Genomic DNA, 21,971 nt, shown 5'->3' with positions numbered 1-21,971 from the left:
GGGGGGGGGGGGCGGCGGGGCCCGCCCCCCCGCCGGCCCGAGGCGGGCCCGGGTGGGCCGGGACGTCAGCCCGGACCGTCCGGGGGGCGGGCCACCAGTGGCAGGCGGACGGTGAGGCGCGTCCCGCGTCCCGGTTCGCTGTGCAGCGACAGCGAACCGTCCATCGCGTGGACCCGCTCCGCGAGACCGTCGAGGCCGCCGCCCGCGCGCACGGTCGCGCCTCCCCGCCCGTTGTCGGCCACTTCGCCGGTCAGCCAGCTCTCATCGCACCGGAGCCGGATGACGACCCTGGCCGCGCCGGCATGCTTGGCCACGTTCGTCAGCGCCTCGGTGAGGGCGAAGTACATGAGCCGCTTCGTCGACGGCGCGACCTCGTCGGCCCGGAGAAGGGCGGGGTCGCCGGGGTCCACCGCCGCCCGCGCGCTGTGGCAGGGGTCGGCGCCCTCGGGAGGACCCGCACCGTCCCCCGCGTCGACAGTGACGGCCAGACCCAGTCGCGCCGCCGTGCGGCAGAGCGCGGGCAGCAGGCCCCTGTCGCGAAGCTCCGCCGGTTCGACACCCCCGGCGACCTCCTGGGTCGCCTGGCGGGCCGCCCGGAGCCCGGCCTGGAACTCGCTCAGGAGCTCGGCCAGCGGGCCTTCGGTGAGCTGGTCGTCCCCGTGACCGAGCGCCGCCACGCTCTGCTCAAGGTCGGCGAGCTGACGTTGGACGTCAGCCAGCAGCTTGTGCTCGAGCCGCAGCCGCACCACGGCCTCCACTTCGCCAGTCTGCCGGCGCGCCGCGGCGGTTCTGGCGAGCTGGGCCTGGAGGCCGCCGCGCAACGCGACGTTGCACAGCCACAACGCGGTCGGGGCCAGCGCGGCCTCGACGGCGCGTCGCCGCGCCCACCTGCGGCTGGCCAGTTCGACGACGGCGGTGGCCTCTCCCCGCTCGGCTGGGAAGGTCATCCGCCAGCGCCCGGCGGGAGGGCCGCCCGCGCCCCGGTCGTCCACGAACGAGGCCGCGACCGGCCAGCCGTCCACATCCAGGTAGCCGGCGTCGCCCGGTATCGAGTAGAAGACGTCCAGCGTCCGATCGCGCAGGGCCGTGCGCAGGGCCGCGCGCACGCCGCGCGCGGTTGGGCGAGTGGACTGGCGCAGCAGCCTGGACGTCGTGTTCATCAAGGACCAGCGCAGGCGCAGAGTGGCGAGCGGAGAAACGAGCCGCGCCGTGAGTACGGCCGGCGTCCATGCGCCGGCTACGCGCACGGCAAGATCACCGTGGTGCGGTGTACGACTGGTCTCTCGCTCTCGGACCTGGCGGAGCTGACGGAGCCACCCAGCGCGCGGACCTGATCAGCCACGGCGGCCAGCTGGTCGTATCCCGTCTCGTGCCCGGAGGCCGGGGCCAAGCCGCGGCCCGCGTCGACGACCTCGCTGACCTCGCCGATCAGCGTCGATCCGGCGACCCAGACCGCCACCTGGACGGGGCCACGGACGGTTCGGCTGGCCGCGGTGGTCAGCGCCGCGGCGAGCACCGCGTACATCGCATGTTCGGTGCCGGGACTGAAACGCTGGGCGCACACCCACAGGGTCGCCGGCAGCCGCAGGTGCCGGGCCTGATGTTCCAGCGCCGACCGCAGCCCGCCGCTGTCCAGCGCGACCGGATGCAGACCCCGGGCGATCTCCCGGACCTCCCTGCCCGCCGCTTGCAGGCGCCGCCGGATCTCGGCGAGCGCACGTTCCCGCGCCGGGTCGACGGCGATTCTCTGGATCATCCCGGCGATCATGTCGAGCGCGATCAGCTGCTGCTGAAGGCCGTCATGGAGCTCGCGCTCTATGCGAACGCGCTCGCGGGTCTCCACGTCGGTGATCTCCCGCCGGGCATCGGCGAGCCGGCCGGTCTGGGCACGCAGCCTGCTCCGCAGCCGGGCGTTCTCCAGGGCGAGCAGGCCCGCGGTGACCGCCGCCTCGACCAGTGCCCGATATTCCCGCATGCCTGGCTCGGCGTCGACGAGGGCCGTGATCCCGCCGAGCGGAGCGCTGACCTCGAGGAGCCAACGCTCGGCACCGATGGCCACCGGCCGCGCGGCGTCGAGCGCCCCACCCTGGCCCACCGGATCGACCAGATCGGTACTGGCCGTGTCCAGGTGGTAGAGGCGGAGCGCGTCGTCACGAAGCACATGGCGCAGGCTCGCCTCGACGTCCTCGACCGTCGCCGGCCGCGTGGCGCGGTGCAGGTGATCGGCCAGGGTCGCGAGGACGAGGCGTCGGCGGACCACGACAACGGCGAGCGCGATCGGGACCAGTGCCGTCACCGTGTTGTGCGGCGCGACGGAGTTGGCGGCCGCGACGGAGTCGGGCACGCCGGCCGCGTCCTCGGTCCCGAACAGGTCCGGGTGGGCGAGCGCTCCCACCAGGCCCACCAGGCAGGCCGTGATCAGTACCGGCCGGCCGAGATCCTGGTCGAGTCCGCGCAGTGAGCGGATACGGAACACAGCCAGGGCGGTGAAGCTGAGCGCGGTGAGCACGTCCGTGACCAGCAGCACGTCGAGCGTGATCTCGTACGCGTCACGGTCGACGGTTCCGATGTCCGGCCACACGACAGCCGGGTCGAAGCCGTGCCACTCAGGCCGGGCGGTCAGCACGAGCACCACGTTGCCACCGAGCAGGTCGACGGCGGCGAGGCTGATCCACAGCGCCTCCCCGTGGGATCTGGAGCGGCCGGCCGGGTAGAGAAGCAGGGCGGCACCGAGCGCGAGCCAGTGGGCGGCATGACCGAACCCGGAGAGCAGCGGAAGCACGCCGACGTTCCACGTCGACAGCCAGTGCACCATCCGGGTCAGACCGGCCAGGAGGGCCAGGAGACCGCAGGCGCGGGTGTTCGGCCTGGTCACCAGGAGCACCCCCGCCACCATCAGCGACACGACGGCGGACACGTGCAGCACCCCGCTCGCCGGGTGACCGCGCCAGTACGGCCAGCCCGCCGACAACGCGGCGCCGCCCGCGCCGGCCGTGGTGACGAGAACCACGGTCAGGAGCCGCAGGCGCGAGGCGCTCGCCGCGAGCCGGGTGTCTCTGGAACTCACCCGCCTACGCACGTGACTAATGCGCCAGATCCACCATCACGTTCCCCGTCCGCAGCCATTCCAGGACCGCGAGAACACGCCGGTTGTAGGTCTGGTCCGAGCCGAGCCGAAGTTTCAGGAAGATGTTGGCGATTCGCGCCTCGACAGTCTTCGGGCTCAGATGGACCAGCCGGGCTATGCCGGCATTCGAACGGCCCTGCGCCATCAGGCCGAGAATCTCACGTTCCCGTTCGGAGAGTGTGTTCAGCCGGTTGTTCGAGGACTCCCGACACAGCAGCGCCGCGGTGATGCTGTGATCAACGACCAGTTCCCCGGCGGCGAGCCGGTCGAGCGCGTCCTTCAGGTGGGGCCCGTCCGCGATGTTGTCCTTACGCATGTATCCGACCCCAGCCAGACCGGTCTCGATCAGGTCCGCGCCAAACGGGTCGTCGGCGTGGGCGGTCACGACGAGCACACCGGTCAAAGGGTGCTCTTCCTTCAGCAGCAGCGCGGTCCGTAGGCCCTCGTCGGTTCGGGTAGGCGGCATCCGCATGTCCACGATCGCGACGTCCGGTGGGCGGTCCGACAGATCGTTCTCGATCGAGATGAGCAACTCCTGGCCGGTGGAAACCGAGATCACCACTTCGGATCCGATGCTGTGGAGCAGCAACTCGAGGGCTTTCCGGATCATGCCGCTGTCTTCCGCGATAGCTACCCGCATGGTGCCCCCGGCATGGCGACCGTCCTTTCTGCGCGGACAGAAGGGTGAAGTCCTGGTTGACGCGGGTGCTACGGTGCCTCTCCGCTCGCCCGGTCCGACCTGGATCGGAGCGAAATAGGCGGCTGGTCGCATTGAGTATATCTTGTCACGGACTGTCCGGCGGGCCCACGGCGAGGACCGCGAGCCTCGCCGCCCGACGGGCCGGCATCCCGGGCACACCGGCACCTGGAGACCGGGCGAGCCACCATTTCCGCATGGGTGGCCCGACTCACGGACACCGGTGGAACGCATGCGCGCCGACGTGGCCGCGCCGCGCGCCAGCCCGGACGATCCGAGGGACGAGTTCCGCGACCCCGCGCCGCGTCGGCCGGGCGGCGCGGTGACGACCGCCGCGTGGGGGGCGCTGTGAGGTCAGCCGTGCGCCGATGGGGCGGCGGCCGCGCGCACGTCGGCGAAGGCGACGGGGTCGAGGACGCGCTCGCCGATCTGGAGAACTCCCTGGAGGACGGGAGGCGGCGCGGTCGCGGCCAGGCGGGCGACCAGGCCGTGCCGGGTGGGCCGGTCCAGGGCGGGAAGCATGTACTCCAGCGTCGTGGCCATGACCTCCGGGGTGGTGTCGGCCATGAAGCGGGCGCGGGTCGCCGCGATCTCCTCGTCGCCGCACAGCTCCCAGACCCGCGCCATGACGACGGTCTCCTCGTCGTGCAGGTGGGGGAGGTAGCTGGCGACGAAACGGGCCAGGTCGCGGTAGAGGCCGAGCCCGGCCGAAGGGTCCGGGGCGGCGATCACGGCGACGAACCTGTCGCCGAGGTCGTCGAGCAGGTCGTCGAGATCGCGGTGCTGCTCGCCCGCCGGTTCGGTGGTCCGCGGGTCGACGCCGTCGAGGATGCGCAGGATGTGGCGGTCCTCGTGCTCGGTGTGGGCACGCAGCAGGTCGAGCAGCGGCCACCACCGCTCGCCGAGGGCAGCCACCTCGGCGGCGTCCGCCCAGTCGGTGCGGCCCGCCTGCGCGGTGAGCTCGAAGAGTCCCAGGCGCAGGGCCTTGTGGATGTGGGTGAACAGGTCGTCGCGGACGAGGGTGTCAGCAGTCATGGCCGTGAAGGTAGGAATATTCGGGCCACTCGCCTATCCCAGAGATGAGGGGGTTGGCCCGGCGGGTCGGCGTGGTCATGCTGGAACCCATGGATCTGTGCGAGCGCGTCCGGGAGCTGGCGGCCGAGGGCGGCGACCTCACCGCCATGCGCGCCCGCCTGGACCGCGTCCTGCGCGCGAGCGTCCCGTACGACATCGCCGCGATCTCGACCGTGGACCCGGCCACCCTGCTGTGGACGAGCTGCTTCCTCAGCGGGCAGCCAGCGGGCGACGGACGAGACCGGGAGAACGTCCTCTACGAGCTGGAGTTCACCGGCGCCGACCTCAACGGCTACCGCGACCTGGCGAACGACGGCCGCCTCGTCGGCCGGCTGCACCAGACGACCGGCGGGGATCTGACCAGGGCGAAACGCTGGGAGCCGCTGCTGTCACGGCTGTCCTGCGTCGACGAGATGCGGGTGATCCTGCGGTCGGGCGCCATGACCTGGGGAACGCTGACGCTCTACCGCACGGGCGGCAGCCGGCCGTTCAGCGACCGGGACGAGGCGACCGTACGCGCCGCGCTGACCGCCATCGCCGACCTGTTCCGCCTCACCATGCTCCGCGCCGCGCTCGCCTCGCCGGGAGGCGTCGAACGGCCGCCGGGCCTGCTGCTGGTCACCGCCCGCGGCGAGATCGAGTCGGTCACCGACGACGGCCGCGCCTGGCTCGCCGCGCTGGACGACCGGGGGCGGCTGCCCAGCGTCGTGCGGTCCATCGCGGTGGCCGCCGCCACCGGCAACGGCCTCGCGCGCGCCGCGCTGCCGGCCCGCGACCACCACTGGGTCGTGCTGCACGGCTCACCGATGCCCGGCGGCGACCCGCCGGCGATCGCCATCATCATCGAGGGCGCCCGCCCGGTCGTCGTCAGCGAGGTGATCGCCGGCGCCTACGGCCTCACGCCGCGCGAACGCGAGGTCATCGGGCTCGCCGCCCAGGGCAGATCCACCCGGCAGATGGCGACCGTGCTGGGCATCTCCCCCTTCACCGCGCAGGACCACCTCAAGGCGGTGTTCACCAAGACCGGCGTGCGCACCCGCGCCGAACTGGTCGCCACGCTGTACGTCCAGCAGTACGAGCCCCGCCGCGCCAGCGCCAGCCAGCCCAGTCCCTACGGCTGGTACCTCGACGACCAGATCCCCGCCTGAGCCAGGCCGACCGACGTGGGCTGGGGAACCGGTCGATCATGTCGGAAAGGTACCGAGCAGCGTCTTCGCGGCGAATCCCGGGAAGCGAACCCGACCGCCGAACGCCAGACAGCCCAGAGCGCCCCGCGCGCCCCGGATCACCACCACATGTTCTGGTGGAGGCTGAGCGAGATCCCCGCGTGGTCGGAGAGGTTGTTGGGCTTGTTCTTCTTCCGCGTCTGCGGCCAGATCTCCGCGCTGGAGCCGAGGAGCGAGTCGACGCGGCACGACCACCAGTCGTACACGCTGCTGCCCGTGGTCCGGTAGTAATCGCCGTCCGAATCCTCCTCGGCGGTCGGTTCGAACCGGGATGTGCGGGAGCCGACACGGCGCGGTTCGACGTTGAAGTCGCCGCCGACGATGCAGGGGTCCCGGTCCGGGTCGATGACGCCGGAGTGCTTTTCGTAGATCGCCTGTGCCAGCCTCGGCAGGCCCGTGATCGAGCCGGACCGGTCACCCACGCCGTACATGTTGTGCATGAAGCCGACGACCAGAAGCCTGTTGTTGAGCGGGTCGCCGGCGCGCTTCACCCGGCCCACGATGTACGCGAGCCCCCGGCTGTCGAGCTTCGCGTTGTACGGCAGCGCCTCCGGCGCGAGCGTTCCCGGGCCGCCGACGGGAAAGCATGCCGCCGGGCTCGGGCCGCTGAAGAGGCTGTCCAGGAAGACGGCCTTGCCCCAGTGCAGGACCTGGAACTCGTTGGGTACCGATTTCTTCAGCCCGTTCCACTGCACCTCGTACTGAGTGACCATGGTGATGTACTCCTGGAAGTACGTCTTCTGCTTTTTGGCCGCCGGCGGCGCGGTCGGGTCCTTCACCATGCGGGCCGTGCGGCCGACGGCCACCGTCCAGGGTCTGGTGAGGCCCGGGTCGAGCCCGCGCGCCATGTTCGACAGCGCGAAGGGAGCCGACCCGTGGTTGCAGATCTCGGTGAAGCCGGCCGCGAGCACCCTCGTCGTCGGATATCCGATCGGAAGCTTGCCGAACGCCGCCTTCATCCGGGCGTTGTAGGCCAGGGTCTCCCCGCCGAAGACGCGCATGTTCTGGTGGAAGAGATAGAAGGGCATGGTCAACTCCCGGCGGGGGCCGATACCGATACAACGGGATGGGTGACGGGGCGCCGATCCGAGGGCGGACGGCGATAGGGGAAGCGCAGGCCGGTCGCGCCGTCCGCGGGGTAGACCGAGCCCGCGAACCGGATCTCGACACGCTGGGCGGTGTAGGCGGTCGGGTGGGTGAGGCGCAACAGGGGCGCGCGCAGTTCCGCGATCCCGTGCAGCGCGCTCCAGTGCGCGGGCCAGGCGAGCACCTCGTCCAGCGCGTCCAGGTCACCGACGGCCGCGTCACCGGCGGCGCCGCGGCGCGCCGCGGCCTGTTCCCGGGCCGCGGGGCAGTCCAGCGCGCAGGGGAGCTGGTCGAGCAGGCCGACGCCAAGCGACCGCCAGAGCAGGTTGGGCCCGCCCGCGGGCACGTCGACGACCTCGGCGCCCACGTCGCGGCCGCCCGCCGTCACGCGATGAGCCCGCCACAGCGCGGGGCCGGCGACGGGAGCCGGCAGGTCCCGCCCGCACCCACAGCGGCGGCGGCCGGGCGGCGACCCGCCGTCCCGCGGGGCCGGGCAGGCGCGACGGGAGACGGCGAGCAGCGGTCCCGGGCGGTCGTCGCCCAGGCCACCGCGCAGCACGCGGGCGTGCAGGTCCCGCTCGGCGGCGGCGAGGCGGACCGCCAGCGCGGCGGTCCCGCCTGGCGCGACCAGCGCGATCTCCTCGTGACCGGCGGCGACGGACGCCAGCGCGGCGCGCCAGGACGCCTCGCGAGCGGCGGCGAGCACGGCGCGGCCCCGGTCCGATCCGGAGGAGAAGGAGATCCGCGGCGGCGCGGCGATCTCCGGGTCCGGCGCGGATGGCGCGGCCGCGACGCGCGCCGCGACGACGTTCTCGGCCGCCGCGTCGTTCCCGCCCCGCGCGTCCGACTCGCCCCGCGCGTCTGTCCCGCCCGCCGCGCCGTTCCCGCCGGTCGCGCCGTTCCCGCCGGTCGCGCCGGTCGCGCCGATCCCGCCGGCCGCGTTGATCCCGCCGGCCGCGTCGAGTTCCCGCAGGAGCCGCGCGGTGGTCGCGTCGCTCCCCCGCCGCCAGTGCTCGACCAGCCGCCGCTCGAGCTCGGGCCGGCGCGGGTCCAGCGAGACCGGGACGCGGCCCTCGGCCGCGACCGCGGCTTCGGCCCGGACGAACGTCGCGGTCCACACCGCGCACTGCTCGGAGCGGTTGCGCCAGTCGCCGTCGATGGCGGTGCCCGGGCACTGGCCGCGGCAGGCGAGGAAGAACCGGCACCCGGCGCAGCCGCCGTCGGCCCGCGGCGTCGCGTACAGGGCGAGCGGACGGTCGAACGCGCGCCGGTCGGCCTTGCCGAAGTCGACGCCGTCCTTGTTCGTCCGCCCGCAGTTGCTCGACCGGCCGTCGCCCTCGATGCCCTGGACGGCCGGTGTCGTGTACGGGTCGCAGCCGCGCCAGACGCAGGAGTTGTGCTCGTCGGAGCCGCGCAGCGCCGCGCGCGTCTCGTCGACGACGTCGAACCGCAGGCCGGACAGCTCACCGCTCAGCTCCTCGAACGCCGTCAGCGCGGCGATGTTCTCCTCGTCGGTGAGCGCCGCGGCGCGGGCGGCCGGGCCGTCGACCTCGAGCAGGTGCAGGCGCATCGAGCGGATGCCGAGCCGGTCCAGCTCGCGGGCCCAGGCCAGGAGCCGGGGCAGCCGGTCGGGAGCGGCGTTGACCCGGTGCAGGGTGACGATCAGCCCGGGCGGCTGGTGCTCGCGGGCGAGGCGGGCGACCGCGTCGAGCGTCGCCCGCGTGGCGGCCCGGGTCCGCTCGAGCGATCCCTGCCGGCGCAGGTCGTTGAGCTCATCCGGGCCGTCGACGGAGATCCCGACCTTCACCTGGTACGTCCGGAACAGCGCGACGTGCGCGTCCGTGACGAGGGTGCCGTTGGTCTGGATCCCGACGCCGCCCGGCCGCTCGGCGCCCCAGCGCAGCAGGTCGGTGAGGTCGGCGAGGCGCAGCATCAACGGCTCGCCGCCGAACAGCGTCACGGGGCCGCCCCGCCGCTCGGCCGCCGCCTTCATCGCGTCGAGCGAGTAGCGCGCCTCGACGTTGCCGGCGTCGCGCTGCGGGTCCTGGTAGCAGTAGGCGCAGGCGATGTTGCACGCGACGCCGAGTGGGCGCAGCTCGAGCGTCATCGGACGTCCTCGACGCCGAGGCCGGCCCGGCGGCCCGGCCGGCCGTCCCGGCCCCCGGGCGCGCCACCCGAGCCGGGGTCACGTGTCGACGCGGGGCCTCGTGACGGCAGGAGATCGCGTGACGGCAGGGGGCCACGTGTCGGCATGGGCTCACGTGTCGACATGGATGCGGCTGTCCGTGTGCGGCGGGATCCGCTCGTCGACGTGGCCGCCGCCGAGCAGGCCGAAGTCGGCGTGCCCGTCGGTGTGGAAGCCGCCGGGGATGTCGAAGTGCCCGGCGACGAAGTCGGTGTGGCCGCCGAAGATGCCGACCGCGCTGTTGACGATGTCCGTGGCGTAGCCGAAGTCGACGAGGGTCCGCGCGACGTCCTCGGCGGTCGCGCCGACGGCCCGCATCCCCTCCGCGACCTGGTTCGCCGTGTAGCCGGCGTCGTGCAGGACGTCGCCGACGGCGTCCGCCGCGAGGTTCCACTGCTCGGCGAGCACCTCGGCGACCCGCGCCGCGCCCTCGATGCCCTTGATCAGGCCGTCGCGGACGAAGCCGACCCAGCGCGTCGCGTCCTGTACGGCCGCGACGACCGTCTCGATGATCTCGGACCAGATCACGCTCCCGATCTCGCCGAGCGGCACGCCGCTCACCGTGAGGTGGATCGGCGGGAGGGTCAGCGAGCCCAGGCCCGGCAGCGTCACCCCGACGCGGACCGTCGCGCTCAGCGAGTCGCGCGCGAACTCGATCTCCAGGGTGCCCCGCGCCTGGGTGGTGACGTCGATCCGGCCGAGCGGGCCGAGGTCGATGGTGCCGCCGACGCCGACGGCGAGCGTGCCCGAGATCCGCAGCGCCTCCCTCGTCACGCTTCCCGCGAGGTCGACCCGGACCCCGCCGCCGACGGTCGCGGTGATCCGGACGGTGACGCCGGACTCGCTGACGTTGAGGTGGACCGAGCCGAAGTCGGTGCCGAGCAGCCGCAGCGCGCCGCTGACCAGGACGTGCGGCGGGCGCAGCTCCGGGTCGGGCTGCTCGGCGGCGGACCGCGTGTACGTCGCGAGGGACAGCGTCGGCCCGCCGTCGCGCGCGGCGTTCGTGATCGAGAACAGGTCGGGGTGCCCGACGACGATCGGCGCGACCATGGCGTCCGCCGCGATCCCGCGCGCCGGGCTGATCTCGACCCACAGGCGGTCGAGGTCGAACAGGAGGAACTCGATGGCCGTCTGGATGTGGAAGCCGCGCGGGAAGCGGTTCGGCCCGATCTGGGTGTCGTTCGGCGCGCAGTAGAGCTGCGGGTCGTAGCTGACCTCGACGCCCGCCCCGGTCGCGGCGAGGCTGAAGTGCGTCATGGTCGTGAGGTCGGTCAGGTGCCAGGACCGGCCCGGCTCGCCGACGTTCAGGAGCACCTGGTCCGCGCCGGAGGGGACCGGCCGGCGCGGCGCGAACGCGGCGGCGACCGCGGCCAGGTCGCGCCCGTCGAGCGCAGCGACGACCGCCGCGTCCAGCGTGAACGCGTCGAGCGCCCGCAGCGCCATCTCGCGCAGCACGACGGCGAGCGCCTCGGCGACGTCGGTCTGCCCCGCGATCGTGGCGACGACGTCGTAGAGGGACAGCTCGGTGACCGACCCCGCGAGCAGGCTACGGCTCGGGTCGGTCGAGTCGAAGAACACGGCGACGGAGCTGGAGAAGGTCCGGGCGTCGATCGTCGCCGCGACGCCGAAGGCGGGGATGCCCTCCCAGCTCAGTCCCACGACGAGGCCGAGGTTGCTCAGCGTGAAGCCGCCGAGGCCCGCGCCGAGGTCGAAGTGGATCGTGCCGCGGTACCCGCCGGAGATCAGGACGCCGTTCGCGGCGACGGCGGCGGCCAGCGAGAACAGGACCGGCTGGCCCTGGAGGGTGACGAGCGCCGTGCCGTCGAGGAACACCTCGGGGCGGCGGTTGACGAGCCCGAGGCCGAGCCGGCCCGTGACCACGATCCCGTCGACGGTCGTCGCGACGCTGACGAACAGCCGCGACCCGGCGCCGGGGTCGGGCGCGCTGACGACGAGCGTCACGGCGGCGGTCCCGGCGATGTCGACGTCGAGCCAGCGGGCGATCGTCTGGACGGCGCGGCTCGCGCCGAGGTCGGCCCGGCCGTAGACCGTGAGCCCGGCGCCGACGCCGGTCGCCTGCGCGGGCAGGGCGGGCCGCGGGCCGCCGAGGTCGGGCGGCGGCGGCACGGCCAGCTCGGGGAACGTGAACCCGGGGTCGTCCAGGGACGACACGACGATCATCAGGTCGGTCAGCCCGACGAGCGCGCGCAGCTCGGCGAGCGCGCCGAGGCCCGGGACCGACTCGAGGGTGACGAGGCCCTCGGTGACGTTCAGCCCGGCGGCGAACCTCCAGCGGCCGTCGCGGCGGCTCGCCGTGAACGCGAGCGCGCCGAACCCGTCGATCAGCGCGGTGGCGGTGAAGCGCAGCCCGCCGGCGACCGAGTCGACACAGACGAACCCCTGCTCGATCTCGAGGTCGAAGCCGGCGGGCAGGGTGACCTCGGCGTCGGTCAACGCCGTCACCAGATCGCCGAGCGACCCGGGCCCGAAGGTCCCGGTGATCACGAAGTCGCCGGGCAGCTCGTAGAGCGCGGCGATCTCGAGCGACGACCCGAACCTGATCCGCCCCGCCAGCGACGCCGAGGCCGGCTCGCCGACGATCTTCATCGCGACGAGCACGATGCCGCGCACGGAGACCGGCACCGGGCCGAGGTCGAGCGTCCACGGGACGTCCTCGGCGATCGTGGCATTGAGCTCGTACGCCTCGCCGGGGGCGATGCTGATCCGCGCCGCGTCGATGACCAGGTCGGCGGGGGCGGGCAGGGCCAGATCGTCGAAGACCCGCCGCAGGGGCAGCGTCGCGTCGGCGAGCGAGCCGTACGCGACGCCCTGCGTCACGTCGACGTCGAGCTCGAAGGCCGCGCCGAGCGCGGGGATCGTGCCCGTGCCGCCGATCATCACGCTGGTCGAGAGGCCGCCGCTGCCCGAGGCGGGCGGGAGCGCGAGGAACGTGACCCGGGGCGCGGCGAGCGTGACCAGGTCGCCGACGGCGTAGCGCAGCGTCGGCAGCTCGACGACGGCGCGGGCCGCGTCGAGCGTGAGCCCCCGGTCGCCGGCGGTCACGTGGAACGCGACGAGGCGCAGGCTGATGCCGCCGAGCGCCTGCCCGGCGGCGCGCAGCGGCGCCGGCAGCGCCGCGAACAGGTCGCTACGGCCGAACAGCCCGCCGAGGCCCGTCAGGTTCGCGAGGCTCGCGTCGGTGAAGGTCGCGGACAGCGTCGCCGACGACCAGCCGAAGGGGATGTCGGCCGTCAGGAGGATCGGCGCGGGGACGAACGCGGGCGCGCTGAGGGTCCCGGTGAGGCCGACCGACGGCTGGTAGGTCGGGTTGGCCTCGAGCCACGCCTCGCTGATCGGCGAGTAGAGGACGATCTCGGTGTCGCGCACGTTGACGTTGACCCCGGGGACGGCGATCGACCGGCCGACGTCGACGCGCAGCGTGAGCCCCGGCACCGGCGCGAGGTCGGCCTCCCACGGCCAGCGGCCCGGCGGCAGCGGCGGCGTCACCTCGGTCGGCAGCGGCAGGTGCACCGGCCCGTACAGGGTGGGCTTGCCGACGTCGCCGACGATCGGCCCGAGCGGACCGAGCAGCGGCGCGGGGTCGACGCGGGAGACGAAGTTCAGGCCCGCGGACACCGGCACCCGGCCGTCCATGCCCGACCGGTTGGTGAGCACGAAGGTGGCGTTGGACAGCGTGAGGCCGTCGAGCGGCCCGGGCGCGGCCGGGGTGGCCGGGCCCGACGTGGGCGCGGCCGACCCGCCCGCCGGCCCGCTCTTGCCGGCGGGCAGGGTCGGGAAGCTGGTCGAGAAGCGCCAGCCGAAGGGCCGCTCGGGGCCGGTCCGCGTCTCCAGTTCGAAACGGAGGAGGAACACCGGGTTACCGGCGTCATCCAGGGAGAACAACGCCTCGACTCGCAGGTCGGGTACGTTGAGGAAAGTCGCCACGCCCGTGATGGGAATGCTGTCGCGCGAGCCGGAGCCGACCCGTTTCGGTCTTTGCTTGACGGCCTGGGTGACGCGGATCGGCTGGCCGGCGTTGTTGCGCGCGAGCAGTTCGGCCAGACCGGCGTCCGGCAGCGTGTTCGCGGCGAGCACGAACACGCCGTTCGTAACCGTTAAACGAGCGTCGAGCGCGGCGAAATCCACGAGGCCCCTCCCGGACACAGGCTCGGGAGAAGAAGGCCCTGACCCGTCCCCCGCGCGCGTCGGCCTCCATGACTTCAGCGCACCGGCGCGTCGCGGTCAAGCGGATTCGCCGAACTCGTCGCCCCACTTTCTCAGTGGATAGGCCGCCGCGGGCGGCGGCGGCGCCGCGACGGCTCGGGCAGGCAGAGCGGCACGGCGCCAGCGATGCCCGGTCCGGGGCCGGCTCCGGCGGAGACGGCCAGGGCGGCCGGCGCCGCGCGGCGACGACGAACTCGCGCGCGCGGAGCCGGGCGTCAGAAGGGTCCCGCGCGCTACGGCTCGGGGTAAGCGGCGGCGGCCCGCGCTATCCGCTCTCGTAACTCGCTTTCGAAGGCCGGCGTGGTCCAGTCGTCGCCGGCGAACTCGGTCCCCACCTTGGCTGTGAATTCGCCCACCTGCCGGTCACCGTCGAATATCTTGACCAGGTAGTAGCAGAATTCGCGGTACTGGTCGTAGCTGTCGAACACCGCCGTCCAGGAACGCTCCCCGTCGACGGTCTCGTTTGTCGCGAATTCGGGCCAGGAGAATTCCATCGCCCACTCCTTCCAGCTGGCCGTGAAATATTTCCCATCCTCTTTCCGGGTCGCGCGGGAGAAGGAGGAACCGCCAGGTCGGGGACTCCCCCGTCGACGCGCTGAACCGGCCGTGAACAGCCTCAGTCGCCGCCCGGATCGCCGTCAGCCGTGCTCTTGCCCTGCCCGCCCATGGCCAGCAGGTTCTCCGCGCGCGCCTCCGGGAGGAACACGGCCGCGAGCGTCGCCAGGGCGGCCAGGATCGTGATCACGATGGCGACGGTGTGCAGCGCGGACACCTGCCCGGCCGCGGCGGCGCGGTGGGTGAACAGGGTCGCGACGATGCCGATCCCGAACGAGCCGAGAACCCGCTGGACGACGTTGAAGGCGGTGTTCGCGTCGGCCTGCTGCTCGGGCCGCAGCGGCTCGGTCGCCACCAGGACCAGCGGCGTGATGACCAGCCCGACCGCCGCGGCGCGGGCGGTCAGGATCAGCCCGGTCAGCCACAGCGGGGTCCCCGCGCCGATCGCGAACAGGCCCGCGCTCGAGGCGACGAGCAGGGCGAACCCGGACAGGACCGTGGGGCGCACCCCGATACGCGCGGCCGCGCCCGCGCCCGCGAGCGTGCCGACTCCGGTGACGATCCCCTGTGGCAACAGCGTCACACCGGTCATGAACGCCGAGTGCCCCTGGCCCGACTCCAGGAAGATCGGGACGACGAACACGATCGACCACGCCGCGACCGATGCGGCCCCGCACAGCGTGAAAGCCAGCGCGACGGTCCCCTGGCGCAGGATCGACAGGTCGAGCGCCGGATGCGCGACCCGACCCGACCGGAACGCGTAGATGGCCAGCACCGCGACGCCGCCGACGATCGGCCCCCACGTCTCCGGCGGGCTCAGGGCCGCGCGGGTGACCTGGTCCACGCCGTAGAACACGGCGACCAGCCCTGTTGCGAGCAGGCCAAGGCCAGCGAGATCGGGCCGGGCCGCCGGCTCGGCCGGCGGCGCGAGGTTCGTGGGCAGCCGCCGGGCCGCGGCGACGGCCAGCAGCCCGATCGGAACGTTGATCAAGAAGATGGCCCGCCAGCCCTGGCCACCGCCGACCGCGCCGAGCAGCATGCCGCCGATGCTGGGGCCGAGCGCCGGACCGAGGAAGAGCAGGACGCCGGCGGCCGGCGACATCCGTCTCGACCCACCGGACCCGCCGAGCAGCATCGACATCGCCAGCGGTACGAGCGGAGCGCCCGCGAGGCCCTGCAGCACCCGCGCGGCGATGAGCGCACCCACGCCCGGCGCCACCCCGCACAGCGCGGACGCGGCGGTGAAGGCGGCAAGGAACCCGGTGTAGGTGGGGATGATGCCGAAGCGCCGAGACAGATAGGAGGTGAGCGCGAGCCCCGTGCCGAGAGCCAGCAGATAACCACTGACGATCCACTGCACCGTCGGCAGCGACGCGTCCGTCTGTCGGGCGATCGGCTCGACGGCGACGTTGACGATGCTGGAGTCGAGCATCGTCAACAGCGGGCCGGCGAGCAGCGCGTACTGCGCGCCCGCGCGGAACCTGACTACCTGGGACGTCCCGGTGGCGACCCCCGGCATGGCCTCGGCGGCCACGTCCGTACCCCCTCCCTGACCTGCGGCGTCGTGGGTCGGTCGCGCTGGCCGGCCAGGCGCTCATCCTGGCACGCGTCACCTGCGCCCCTCGAGTCGGGACGCGCACGGACGAGCGTTCGCTCCGCGAAGGACGTGCCCCGTCCGTTGTCCAGCGCCAGCGCTATCCGCGATCTTCGGCCAGCGTGGCCACGGCCTGGTCTGGCGCCGGGACGATCCCGGCCGCGCGCTCCAGGTCCTCGATCTCGGCCAGCCAGAGCTCGGCCAGCTCCGCGCCACCTGGCACGGGCACGGTGAAGCCGGCGGTGGCCGTCCGCCCGAGGCCACCGAGCGTGACGAGCACCTGCCGGCGGCCCTCCCGCGCGGCCGGCACCGGCAACACCGCGGTGACCGGAGCTCCAGCCACCGTCAGCGGCCCGGAAACCGGCCCCAGATTCGATGTGTTCACCGCGGCCTTGCCGAGCTCCTGGCCGCCCCCGATGGTCAGGTGCCCGAACCGGGCCGGCACCCGGTCGGACCAGAAACGCACGCCAAGGCTCACGCTCGAGCCCCCCTTGTAGGGGGCGGTCTGGCGGCACACCCGCTCGAACCGCTCGGCTGGCGAGGCGAGTCCCAGGGGCAGCGCCACCCGGGTCGCCACGAAGGCGTTGCCGAGCACGGAGTGCTCACTCGCGCGTCGGGCACTCACCGAGAGCACCGTCCGCACCGGCGACCGACCCACCGGCGACGACCAGGCCGCGAGCGCCCCACCCACGGTGACCAGGTACACGTCGTTGACGGAAGCCCCGTAGGCCCGGCCGACCGCGCGCAACCGGTCGACCCCGACGGACGCCCAGCCCACGCTGTGGCGATCCTCGGCTGGCCCGGCGAGGGCCGCGAGCCCGCCGGACGGTCCGGCCCAGCTGGCGGCCTGGAGCCTCGCGGCCGACATCAGCGCGCCGGGCGTCAGCTTTCCGGTCCGCGTCCAGGTCGGGCCGGCCCCGGCCGCGGTCTCGTCGCCGAACAGGAACGTCAGCACCCTGTTCTGCGAGAGGCCGTCCACCCAGACGTGGCTGGCGCGGAAGAAGACATGGGAGTCGCCCGCGCCGGGGCTGGTGAGCAGGCCGACCTCCCACGCCGGCCCGTCCAGCGGCGTCACGATCCCCGACAGCCGCGCGGCCGCCGCCCGCAGGTCGTCCTCGGTCGCGCCCGCCGGCAGCCGGTGCTCCCGCACCTGGCGGGCCATGTCGATCTCCCCACCGGGCTCCCAGCGCGGGGCGCGGCCGCGGCGTTCCACCAGCCGCTCCGTGAGCGCCGGGAACGCCTGGACGCGTTCGAGCACCGCCGCCCGCACCTCGTCGAGATCCGGCACCCCGGCCACCCGCAACAGACAACAGGTGACGCTGACCGGACGGGTGGGATAGGCGCGCTGGAAGTCGAGCATGTGCCGGTCCATCCGGCTCAGCGGCCGGCCACCCAGGTGCGCGCCACCAGGGGAGTCGACTCCACCAAGGGACTCTGATCGCATCCCGACCCCCGTCTCGCGACGCGGGCCCTTCGCCAGCGCCAGGCCCGCCCCGCGCGAGAAGGATCTCCGCTGTTTCTTCCGAACCGAGCCGGAAGCCGCGCATGACCGTAACACCCTGTATGGGCGGTACCGTGGCAGGGCCGCGACCCACTGACGCACCAGCGAGCAACCGCGGGGGGGCGGATGCGGGACGCCCCGGAGACGGCGGAGATCCTTCCGGCCGCCGCCGGAACTCGGGCCGGCACCGCGAGCCGCCGCGGCGCGTGGTCACCGGGCACGTCCCGACCCACCGATCATGGTCCTGGTATCCGCGGCGGAATCGGCTCGAACTCTTTACTGACGGAAGTCCGGCGGAGCCCCGCTCTTTCCTCTCGGATCTCGCGCGAAGTCCACTCTCGCCCCGTGGGATGCGTTCGCCGCGGGTCCCGGGCGATCGTCAAACAGTGCTGCCCCTGTCGCGTCGCCGACATCGGCCTCCCCGCCCGTGTTTGAGCCCGCTGTCTCGCACTTGTCTCCAACCCAGGGTTGCCAACGTCCGAACTGGCCCACCCCAAGCCGGCCGTCCGCGGCGGGAATTCGCGGATGCCCAGGTCAGGAGCCTGGGCGCGCCGAACCAGCGCCCAGCCGGCCGGGAGCCCGCGCCCAGGAGGGCCTGGAAATCCCAGGGTTCGCTGACCAGGCTTTTCCTGGGTACGCGGCCCACCGCGCGCGTATATTCGTCGCTGTCGTTTGGTTTACGACCGCGTCGCTCCGCGGCGGGCGCTCCCGCCACCTAGCATGCCGGATGTAAACCGGTTTCCAGCTCAGCCAGGGAGCCAGTCGTGAAAATCGCGCGGCAAACCGCCGGCGTTATCCGGGACGGCATGCGATGACGCGTGGAGATCGTCGACGGCGTTCCTCGCGCACGGGCACGGCGCCGCGCGACCACCTGGGCGACGAGACGGAGGCGCGCGGGCCGGCCGCGGTCCGCGCCGACGATGGCGCCGACCGCGCGGACGCGCGGGCACTCACCCCCGTCGACAAGATCATCTTGGGGTACCAGCGAGCGTATCCACGGACCAGACTGGCGGTCGGCAACCTGCTGGTCGCCGCCGGCCCGGCGCCCGATCTCCAGGAGCTGCGCGACCTGGTCGTGGAAAGGGCGCGCGACTTCCCACCGCTGACGCACCGGCTCGTGCCGGCGGGGTGGGGCCGCCTCGCCTGGGCCGCCGACCCCGGATTCGACCCGGCGCGGCACGTCCAGGAGTGCCGGCTGCCAGCCGGCTCGGGATTCACCGGGCTGCGCGAGGCGATCGAGCGGCTGTCCGCCGTCGAGATCTCGATGGACGCGGCGCCGTGGCAGCTCTGGCTGCTGCACGGCGACCGCCCCGACGGCTTCGCCGTGCTCTTCCGCGGCAGCCACGCGCGGATGGACGGGACCGCGCTGGACCTGGTGCTGGGCAAGCTGTTCGGCCCGTCCGGCCAGGGCGCGCGACCGGAACCTCGGCGCCCGTTGCCGGACCACCGGCGGCACAGCCTCCGCGCGGTCGCCACGGCCGCGGCGCACTCACTCGGCTACCTCACGAGAACGACCTCCATCGGCCCGCTCGCCAGCGCGACCGCGACCGGGAGCACCCACCACGCCTGGCTCGAGATCGACCTCGCCAGGCTGCGGGCGATCGGCCGGGCCCATGGGGCGACCGTGAACGACGTCTTCCTCGCCGCGCTCGCCGGCGCCCTGCGTGCCTGGTGTCCCCCGGCCCCCGACCGGGACGGCCGGGCCAGCCGGGCCGGTCGACGCGCGGTGCACGCCGCGATGCCGGTCAGCACCCGGCGGGCGGCGCAGCGGGACGTGGTGGGCAACTACCTGACAACCGTGCGGATCGCGTTGCCCTACGGTGAGGCGTCGATTCACGAACGGGTCGGCGCGATCCGTCGCCAGACCCTGCGGCTCAAGGAGAGCGGGACCCCGGGTGTCGCGGAGCGCCTCTTTCTCTGGACGGTTCCGGCGCCGCTGCGGACCGCGGCGCTGTCCACCGGGATCGCCACCCGTGGCTTCGCGCTGACGGCCTCCAACCCGGCCGGCCTGACCGGCCCGTTCGAGATCCTCGGCCGACCGGTCGTCGACGCCGTCCCCGTGCCCCCGGTCCCCGCCGGCCAGCGCCTGGCGGTACTGCTCAGCGGGCTGGACAAGCAGGTACGGGTCGGCTTCTCGGCGGACGGCTCGGTGGTGGACCACGCGCGGCTCCCCGAGCTGTTCGCGGCCGAGCTCGACGCCCTCGAGGCCGCGGCCGGCATCCGCCCCGATCCGTCAGCGGGAAGCGCGGCTGGCCCCGTCGGCAGCCTCACCGGGGCTACCCACTCGGCCAGACGGCACCCACTCGACACGCCCGGCGCGATACCGGCCAGCGAGTCGGGGAATCCGGCGACCGTCGGTGCGGCGGCGACCAGACACCACAGTGACGAGAGAGCGGTTGAGCGATGACCATGCACGCGCGCCTGGTTGATCTCACGGCGGTGACGGCGGCGGACCCGGATGCCTCGTCCGGCGCCGGCCTCGCGGACGCCGACCTCGCGGACCTCGCGAACCTGCGGGTCCTGGTGGTCGGGTCCGGCCTGATCGGCACCTCGGTCGGCATGGCGCTGCGCCGGCACGGGACCGACGTCCTGCTCCACGACCGGCGCCCAGCCCAGACCGCCGTGGCCGCGAGCCGCGGAGCCGGCCGGGTCTGGCCGTTCCCGGATCCCCGACCGGCCGGAATCGTGCGGCCACGCTCGGCCGGCGGCGCGGACGACCTCGCCGCCGACGTCGGCGCCCTCGTCGCGGACGCCAGGCAGGCCGTCGACCACGTCGTGATCGCCGTTCCCCCGCGCGACGTGGGCCGGACGCTCCTCGCCTGGCAGCGCCTGCTTCCCGAGGCGACGTTCAGCGACACGGCGTCGGTGAAGGTCGAACCGCTCACCGACGCCGAACGCCTCGGCGCGGACATGTCCAGGATCTGCGGCGCCCATCCGGTGGCCGGCCGCGAGCGCGGCGGTCCCGAATGGGCCCTCCAGGACCTGTTCGCCAATCGGCCCTGGGTCATCACCCCGTCGGCGGCGACCTCGCCGCTCGCCGAGCGGCACGCCCGCCTCGTGGCCGTCGGCTGCGGCGCCTGGGTCACGCGGCTCGATCCACACACGCACGACTTCGCGCTCGGCCTGCTCAGCCACCTGCCGCACATCGTGGCCAGCGCGATCGCCGCCCGGCTGGCCGGGATGCCGGAGGACCTCGCCCGGCTCGCCGGTCCCGGCCTCATGGACTTCACCCGGATCGCCGGGGCGAACGCCGACCTGTGGACGGAGATCGTCGAGGCCAACGCGTCGCCGCTCGCCGATCTGCTCGACGACGTCATCGCCGACCTCGGCCGGGTGCGGGACGCGCTCGGCGCCGGCACGGGTGGGGGTGGTGGGGCCGCTCCGGTCGTCGAGTCGCTGTTCCAGCTGGGGAACACGGGCCGCGACCGGTTGGAGGCGGCAAGGTCCCTGCCCACCACCCGAGGAGCCCTGGGTGAGCGCCTCAGCGGCATCGACGGACTGAGGTCGGCATGACCACCGAGACCACCGGCGGGCTCGGCGCGGTCGTCGCGAAGCTGCTCCCGTCGCCGTCGCCGATCCGTTTCGTGGACGACGGCGGCGAGCCGGTCGACGAGCACGGCGGCTACCGGCCGCCGCCGGACGAGCTGCTGGTCCAGGCGTACGAGGCCATGGTGCTGGGCCGCCGGTTCGACGCGCAGGCCACGGCGCTGGCCAGGCAGGGCCGGATCGCGGCCTTCCCGTCGTCCGTGGGCCAGGAGGCGTGCCAGGCCGGCGCGGCGCTGGCGCTGCGCCCGGGCGACTGGCTGTTCCCGACCTACCGCGACAGCGGCGCGTTGCTGTCCCGGGGCGTGGATCCCCTGGACGTGCTGGCCCCGGTCCGCGGGCACCGGCACTGCGGCTACGACCCCTACGCCCACCGGTGCGCCCCGATGAGCACGCCGCTGGCGACGCAGGCGCCGCACGGCACCGGCCTGGCCGTCGCGGCGCGTTGGAAGGGCACCGACGAGGTCGCGCTCGTCCTGCTCGGCGACGGGGCGACGAGTGAGGGCGACTTCCACGAGGCGCTGAACTTCGCCGCGGTGTTCCGCGCCCCGGTGGTGTTCCTCGTGCAGAACAACCGGTACGCGATCAGCGTTCCCCTCTCCCAGCAGAGCGCCGCGCCGTCGCTGGCCTACAAGGGCATCGGCTACGGGGTGCGCGCCGAGCAGGTCGACGGCAACGACGCCGTCGCCGTCCTGTCGGTGCTGGCCGAGGCCGTGGACCATGCCCGGGCGGGTCTTGGGCCGATGCTGGTCGAGGCGCACACCTACCGGATGGGGCCGCATACCAGTGCCGACGACCCGACCCGCTACCGCGACGAGGCCGAGGTCGCGAGCTGGCGGGGACGGGACCCAGTGGAGCGCCTGAGGGCCTACCTGCGCCGGCGCGGCCTGCTCGACGACGCGGCCGAGGCGGCCGTCACGGCGCGGGCGGAGGCGCTCGCCGCGGGTGTGCGGGCCGGCGTCGCCCACGACGCGCACGTCGCGCCGACGGACATCATCGACCATGTCTACGCGGCCGCGCCGGCCTTCCTGGCCGAGCAGCGGGCGGCTCTGCTCTCGGAGCTCGACGCGGGTGGCGAGGGCGCGCGATGACCACGAGCCGGCCCGCCCTCGTCTCCCCCGGGGCTTCCGCCGGATCGGCGGAGCCGGCGCGGGATGCC

The 21,971-nt window shown here is 73.8% G+C and carries 14 protein-coding genes; 4 read left to right on the top strand and 10 right to left on the bottom strand.

Translation table 11 applies throughout. The features are described from left to right. Nucleotides 1–65: 65 nt before the first annotated feature. From I6A81_RS30015 to I6A81_RS30000, 4 genes are all read right to left on the bottom strand, one after another. Nucleotides 66–1,160, bottom strand: coding sequence for a sensor histidine kinase (locus tag I6A81_RS30015; RefSeq protein WP_202999242.1), 1,095 nt, complete (start codon nt 1,158–1,160; stop codon nt 66–68). Between the two features lie 77 nt (nt 1,161–1,237). Further along, nucleotides 1,238–3,067, bottom strand: coding sequence for a sensor histidine kinase (locus tag I6A81_RS45825; RefSeq protein WP_202999240.1), 1,830 nt, complete (start codon nt 3,065–3,067; stop codon nt 1,238–1,240). 16 nt (nt 3,068–3,083) lie between these two features. After that, complete coding sequence (locus I6A81_RS30005) at nt 3,084–3,767, bottom strand: LuxR C-terminal-related transcriptional regulator (RefSeq protein ID WP_202999238.1); 684 nt, start codon at nt 3,765–3,767, stop codon at nt 3,084–3,086. Between the two features lie 411 nt (nt 3,768–4,178). Next, a complete protein-coding gene (locus tag I6A81_RS30000) occupies nt 4,179–4,859 on the bottom strand; it encodes a hemerythrin domain-containing protein (RefSeq protein WP_202999236.1) in 681 nt (226 codons plus the stop codon). A gap of 44 nt (nt 4,860–4,903) precedes the next feature. Between I6A81_RS30000 and I6A81_RS29995 the strand changes: the two genes are divergently transcribed. After that, nucleotides 4,904–6,046, top strand: a complete 1,143-nt coding sequence (locus I6A81_RS29995) for a LuxR C-terminal-related transcriptional regulator (protein ID WP_202999234.1) — start codon at nt 4,904–4,906, stop codon at nt 6,044–6,046. A gap of 137 nt (nt 6,047–6,183) precedes the next feature. Here the strand turns inward: I6A81_RS29995 and I6A81_RS29990 are convergent, their stop codons facing one another. The 6 genes from I6A81_RS29990 to I6A81_RS29965 all read right to left on the bottom strand — a co-directional run bounded on the left by I6A81_RS29990 (nt 6,184) and on the right by I6A81_RS29965 (nt 17,212). Further along, nucleotides 6,184–7,152 carry an exonuclease/endonuclease/phosphatase family protein gene (locus tag I6A81_RS29990; RefSeq protein ID WP_202999232.1) on the bottom strand — a complete coding sequence of 323 codons (969 nt, stop codon included), beginning with the start codon at nt 7,150–7,152 and terminating at the stop codon, nt 6,184–6,186. Nucleotides 7,153–7,154: 2 nt separating this feature from the next. Next, nucleotides 7,155–9,317: a radical SAM protein gene (locus I6A81_RS29985; protein ID WP_202999230.1), complete on the bottom strand. Its 2,163-nt coding sequence runs from the start codon at nt 9,315–9,317 to the stop codon at nt 7,155–7,157. 150 nt (nt 9,318–9,467) lie between these two features. Then, complete coding sequence (locus I6A81_RS29980) at nt 9,468–13,541, bottom strand: hypothetical protein (RefSeq protein WP_202999229.1); 4,074 nt, start codon at nt 13,539–13,541, stop codon at nt 9,468–9,470. Nucleotides 13,542–13,852: 311 nt separating this feature from the next. After that, complete coding sequence (locus I6A81_RS29975; RefSeq protein WP_202999228.1) at nt 13,853–14,113, bottom strand: hypothetical protein; 261 nt, start codon at nt 14,111–14,113, stop codon at nt 13,853–13,855. Nucleotides 14,114–14,235: 122 nt separating this feature from the next. Next, the gene (locus I6A81_RS29970; RefSeq protein WP_307875003.1) at nt 14,236–15,708 is read right to left on the bottom strand and encodes an MFS transporter; all 1,473 of its coding nucleotides are present in this window, start codon (nt 15,706–15,708) and stop codon (nt 14,236–14,238) included. A gap of 160 nt (nt 15,709–15,868) precedes the next feature. Continuing rightward, a complete protein-coding gene (locus I6A81_RS29965; RefSeq protein ID WP_202999227.1) occupies nt 15,869–17,212 on the bottom strand; it encodes a wax ester/triacylglycerol synthase domain-containing protein in 1,344 nt (447 codons plus the stop codon). A gap of 868 nt (nt 17,213–18,080) precedes the next feature. Between I6A81_RS29965 and I6A81_RS29960 the strand changes: the two genes are divergently transcribed. From I6A81_RS29960 to pdhA, 3 genes are read left to right on the top strand one after another with little or no spacing between them, the layout of a single operon-like run. Beyond that, entirely contained in the window at nt 18,081–19,676 is a 1,596-nt protein-coding gene (locus I6A81_RS29960; RefSeq protein ID WP_202999226.1) for a wax ester/triacylglycerol synthase domain-containing protein, read from the top strand. Further along, entirely contained in the window at nt 19,673–20,782 is a 1,110-nt protein-coding gene (locus I6A81_RS29955) for a prephenate dehydrogenase/arogenate dehydrogenase family protein (protein ID WP_202999225.1), read from the top strand. Before I6A81_RS29960 ends, I6A81_RS29955 begins: the two co-directional genes overlap by 4 nt. Then, complete coding sequence (pdhA, locus tag I6A81_RS29950) at nt 20,779–21,903, top strand: pyruvate dehydrogenase (acetyl-transferring) E1 component subunit alpha (protein ID WP_202999224.1); 1,125 nt, start codon at nt 20,779–20,781, stop codon at nt 21,901–21,903. Before I6A81_RS29955 ends, pdhA begins: the two co-directional genes overlap by 4 nt. Nucleotides 21,904–21,971: the final 68 nt, after the last annotated feature.

This window comes from Frankia nepalensis, from assembly GCF_016786325.1.
GTDB lineage: Bacteria > Actinomycetota > Actinomycetes > Frankiales > Frankiaceae > Pseudofrankia > Pseudofrankia nepalensis.
Note: the sequence above shows the minus strand (reverse complement) of the source record. Positions and strands in the feature narration are given on the sequence as shown.

Bases quoted from the DNA above. Each gene is read 5' to 3' on its own strand.
- I6A81_RS29975 (WP_202999228.1), bottom strand. From the start codon at position 14,113: ATGGAATTCTCCTGGCCCGAATTCGCGACAAACGAGACCGTCGACGGG.
- I6A81_RS29960 (WP_202999226.1), top strand. From the start codon at position 18,081: ATGACGCGTGGAGATCGTCGACGGCGTTCCTCGCGCACGGGCACGGCG.
- pdhA (WP_202999224.1), top strand. From the start codon at position 20,779: ATGACCACCGAGACCACCGGCGGGCTCGGCGCGGTCGTCGCGAAGCTG.
- I6A81_RS30015 (WP_202999242.1), bottom strand. From the start codon at position 1,160: ATGAACACGACGTCCAGGCTGCTGCGCCAGTCCACTCGCCCAACCGCG.
- I6A81_RS29985 (WP_202999230.1), bottom strand. From the start codon at position 9,317: ATGACGCTCGAGCTGCGCCCACTCGGCGTCGCGTGCAACATCGCCTGC.
- I6A81_RS29955 (WP_202999225.1), top strand. From the start codon at position 19,673: ATGACCATGCACGCGCGCCTGGTTGATCTCACGGCGGTGACGGCGGCG.
- I6A81_RS29995 (WP_202999234.1), top strand. From the start codon at position 4,904: ATGAGGGGGTTGGCCCGGCGGGTCGGCGTGGTCATGCTGGAACCCATG.
- I6A81_RS29965 (WP_202999227.1), bottom strand. From the start codon at position 17,212: ATGCGATCAGAGTCCCTTGGTGGAGTCGACTCCCCTGGTGGCGCGCAC.
- I6A81_RS30000 (WP_202999236.1), bottom strand. From the start codon at position 4,859: ATGACTGCTGACACCCTCGTCCGCGACGACCTGTTCACCCACATCCAC.
- I6A81_RS29990 (WP_202999232.1), bottom strand. From the start codon at position 7,152: ATGCCCTTCTATCTCTTCCACCAGAACATGCGCGTCTTCGGCGGGGAG.
- I6A81_RS30005 (WP_202999238.1), bottom strand. From the start codon at position 3,767: ATGCGGGTAGCTATCGCGGAAGACAGCGGCATGATCCGGAAAGCCCTC.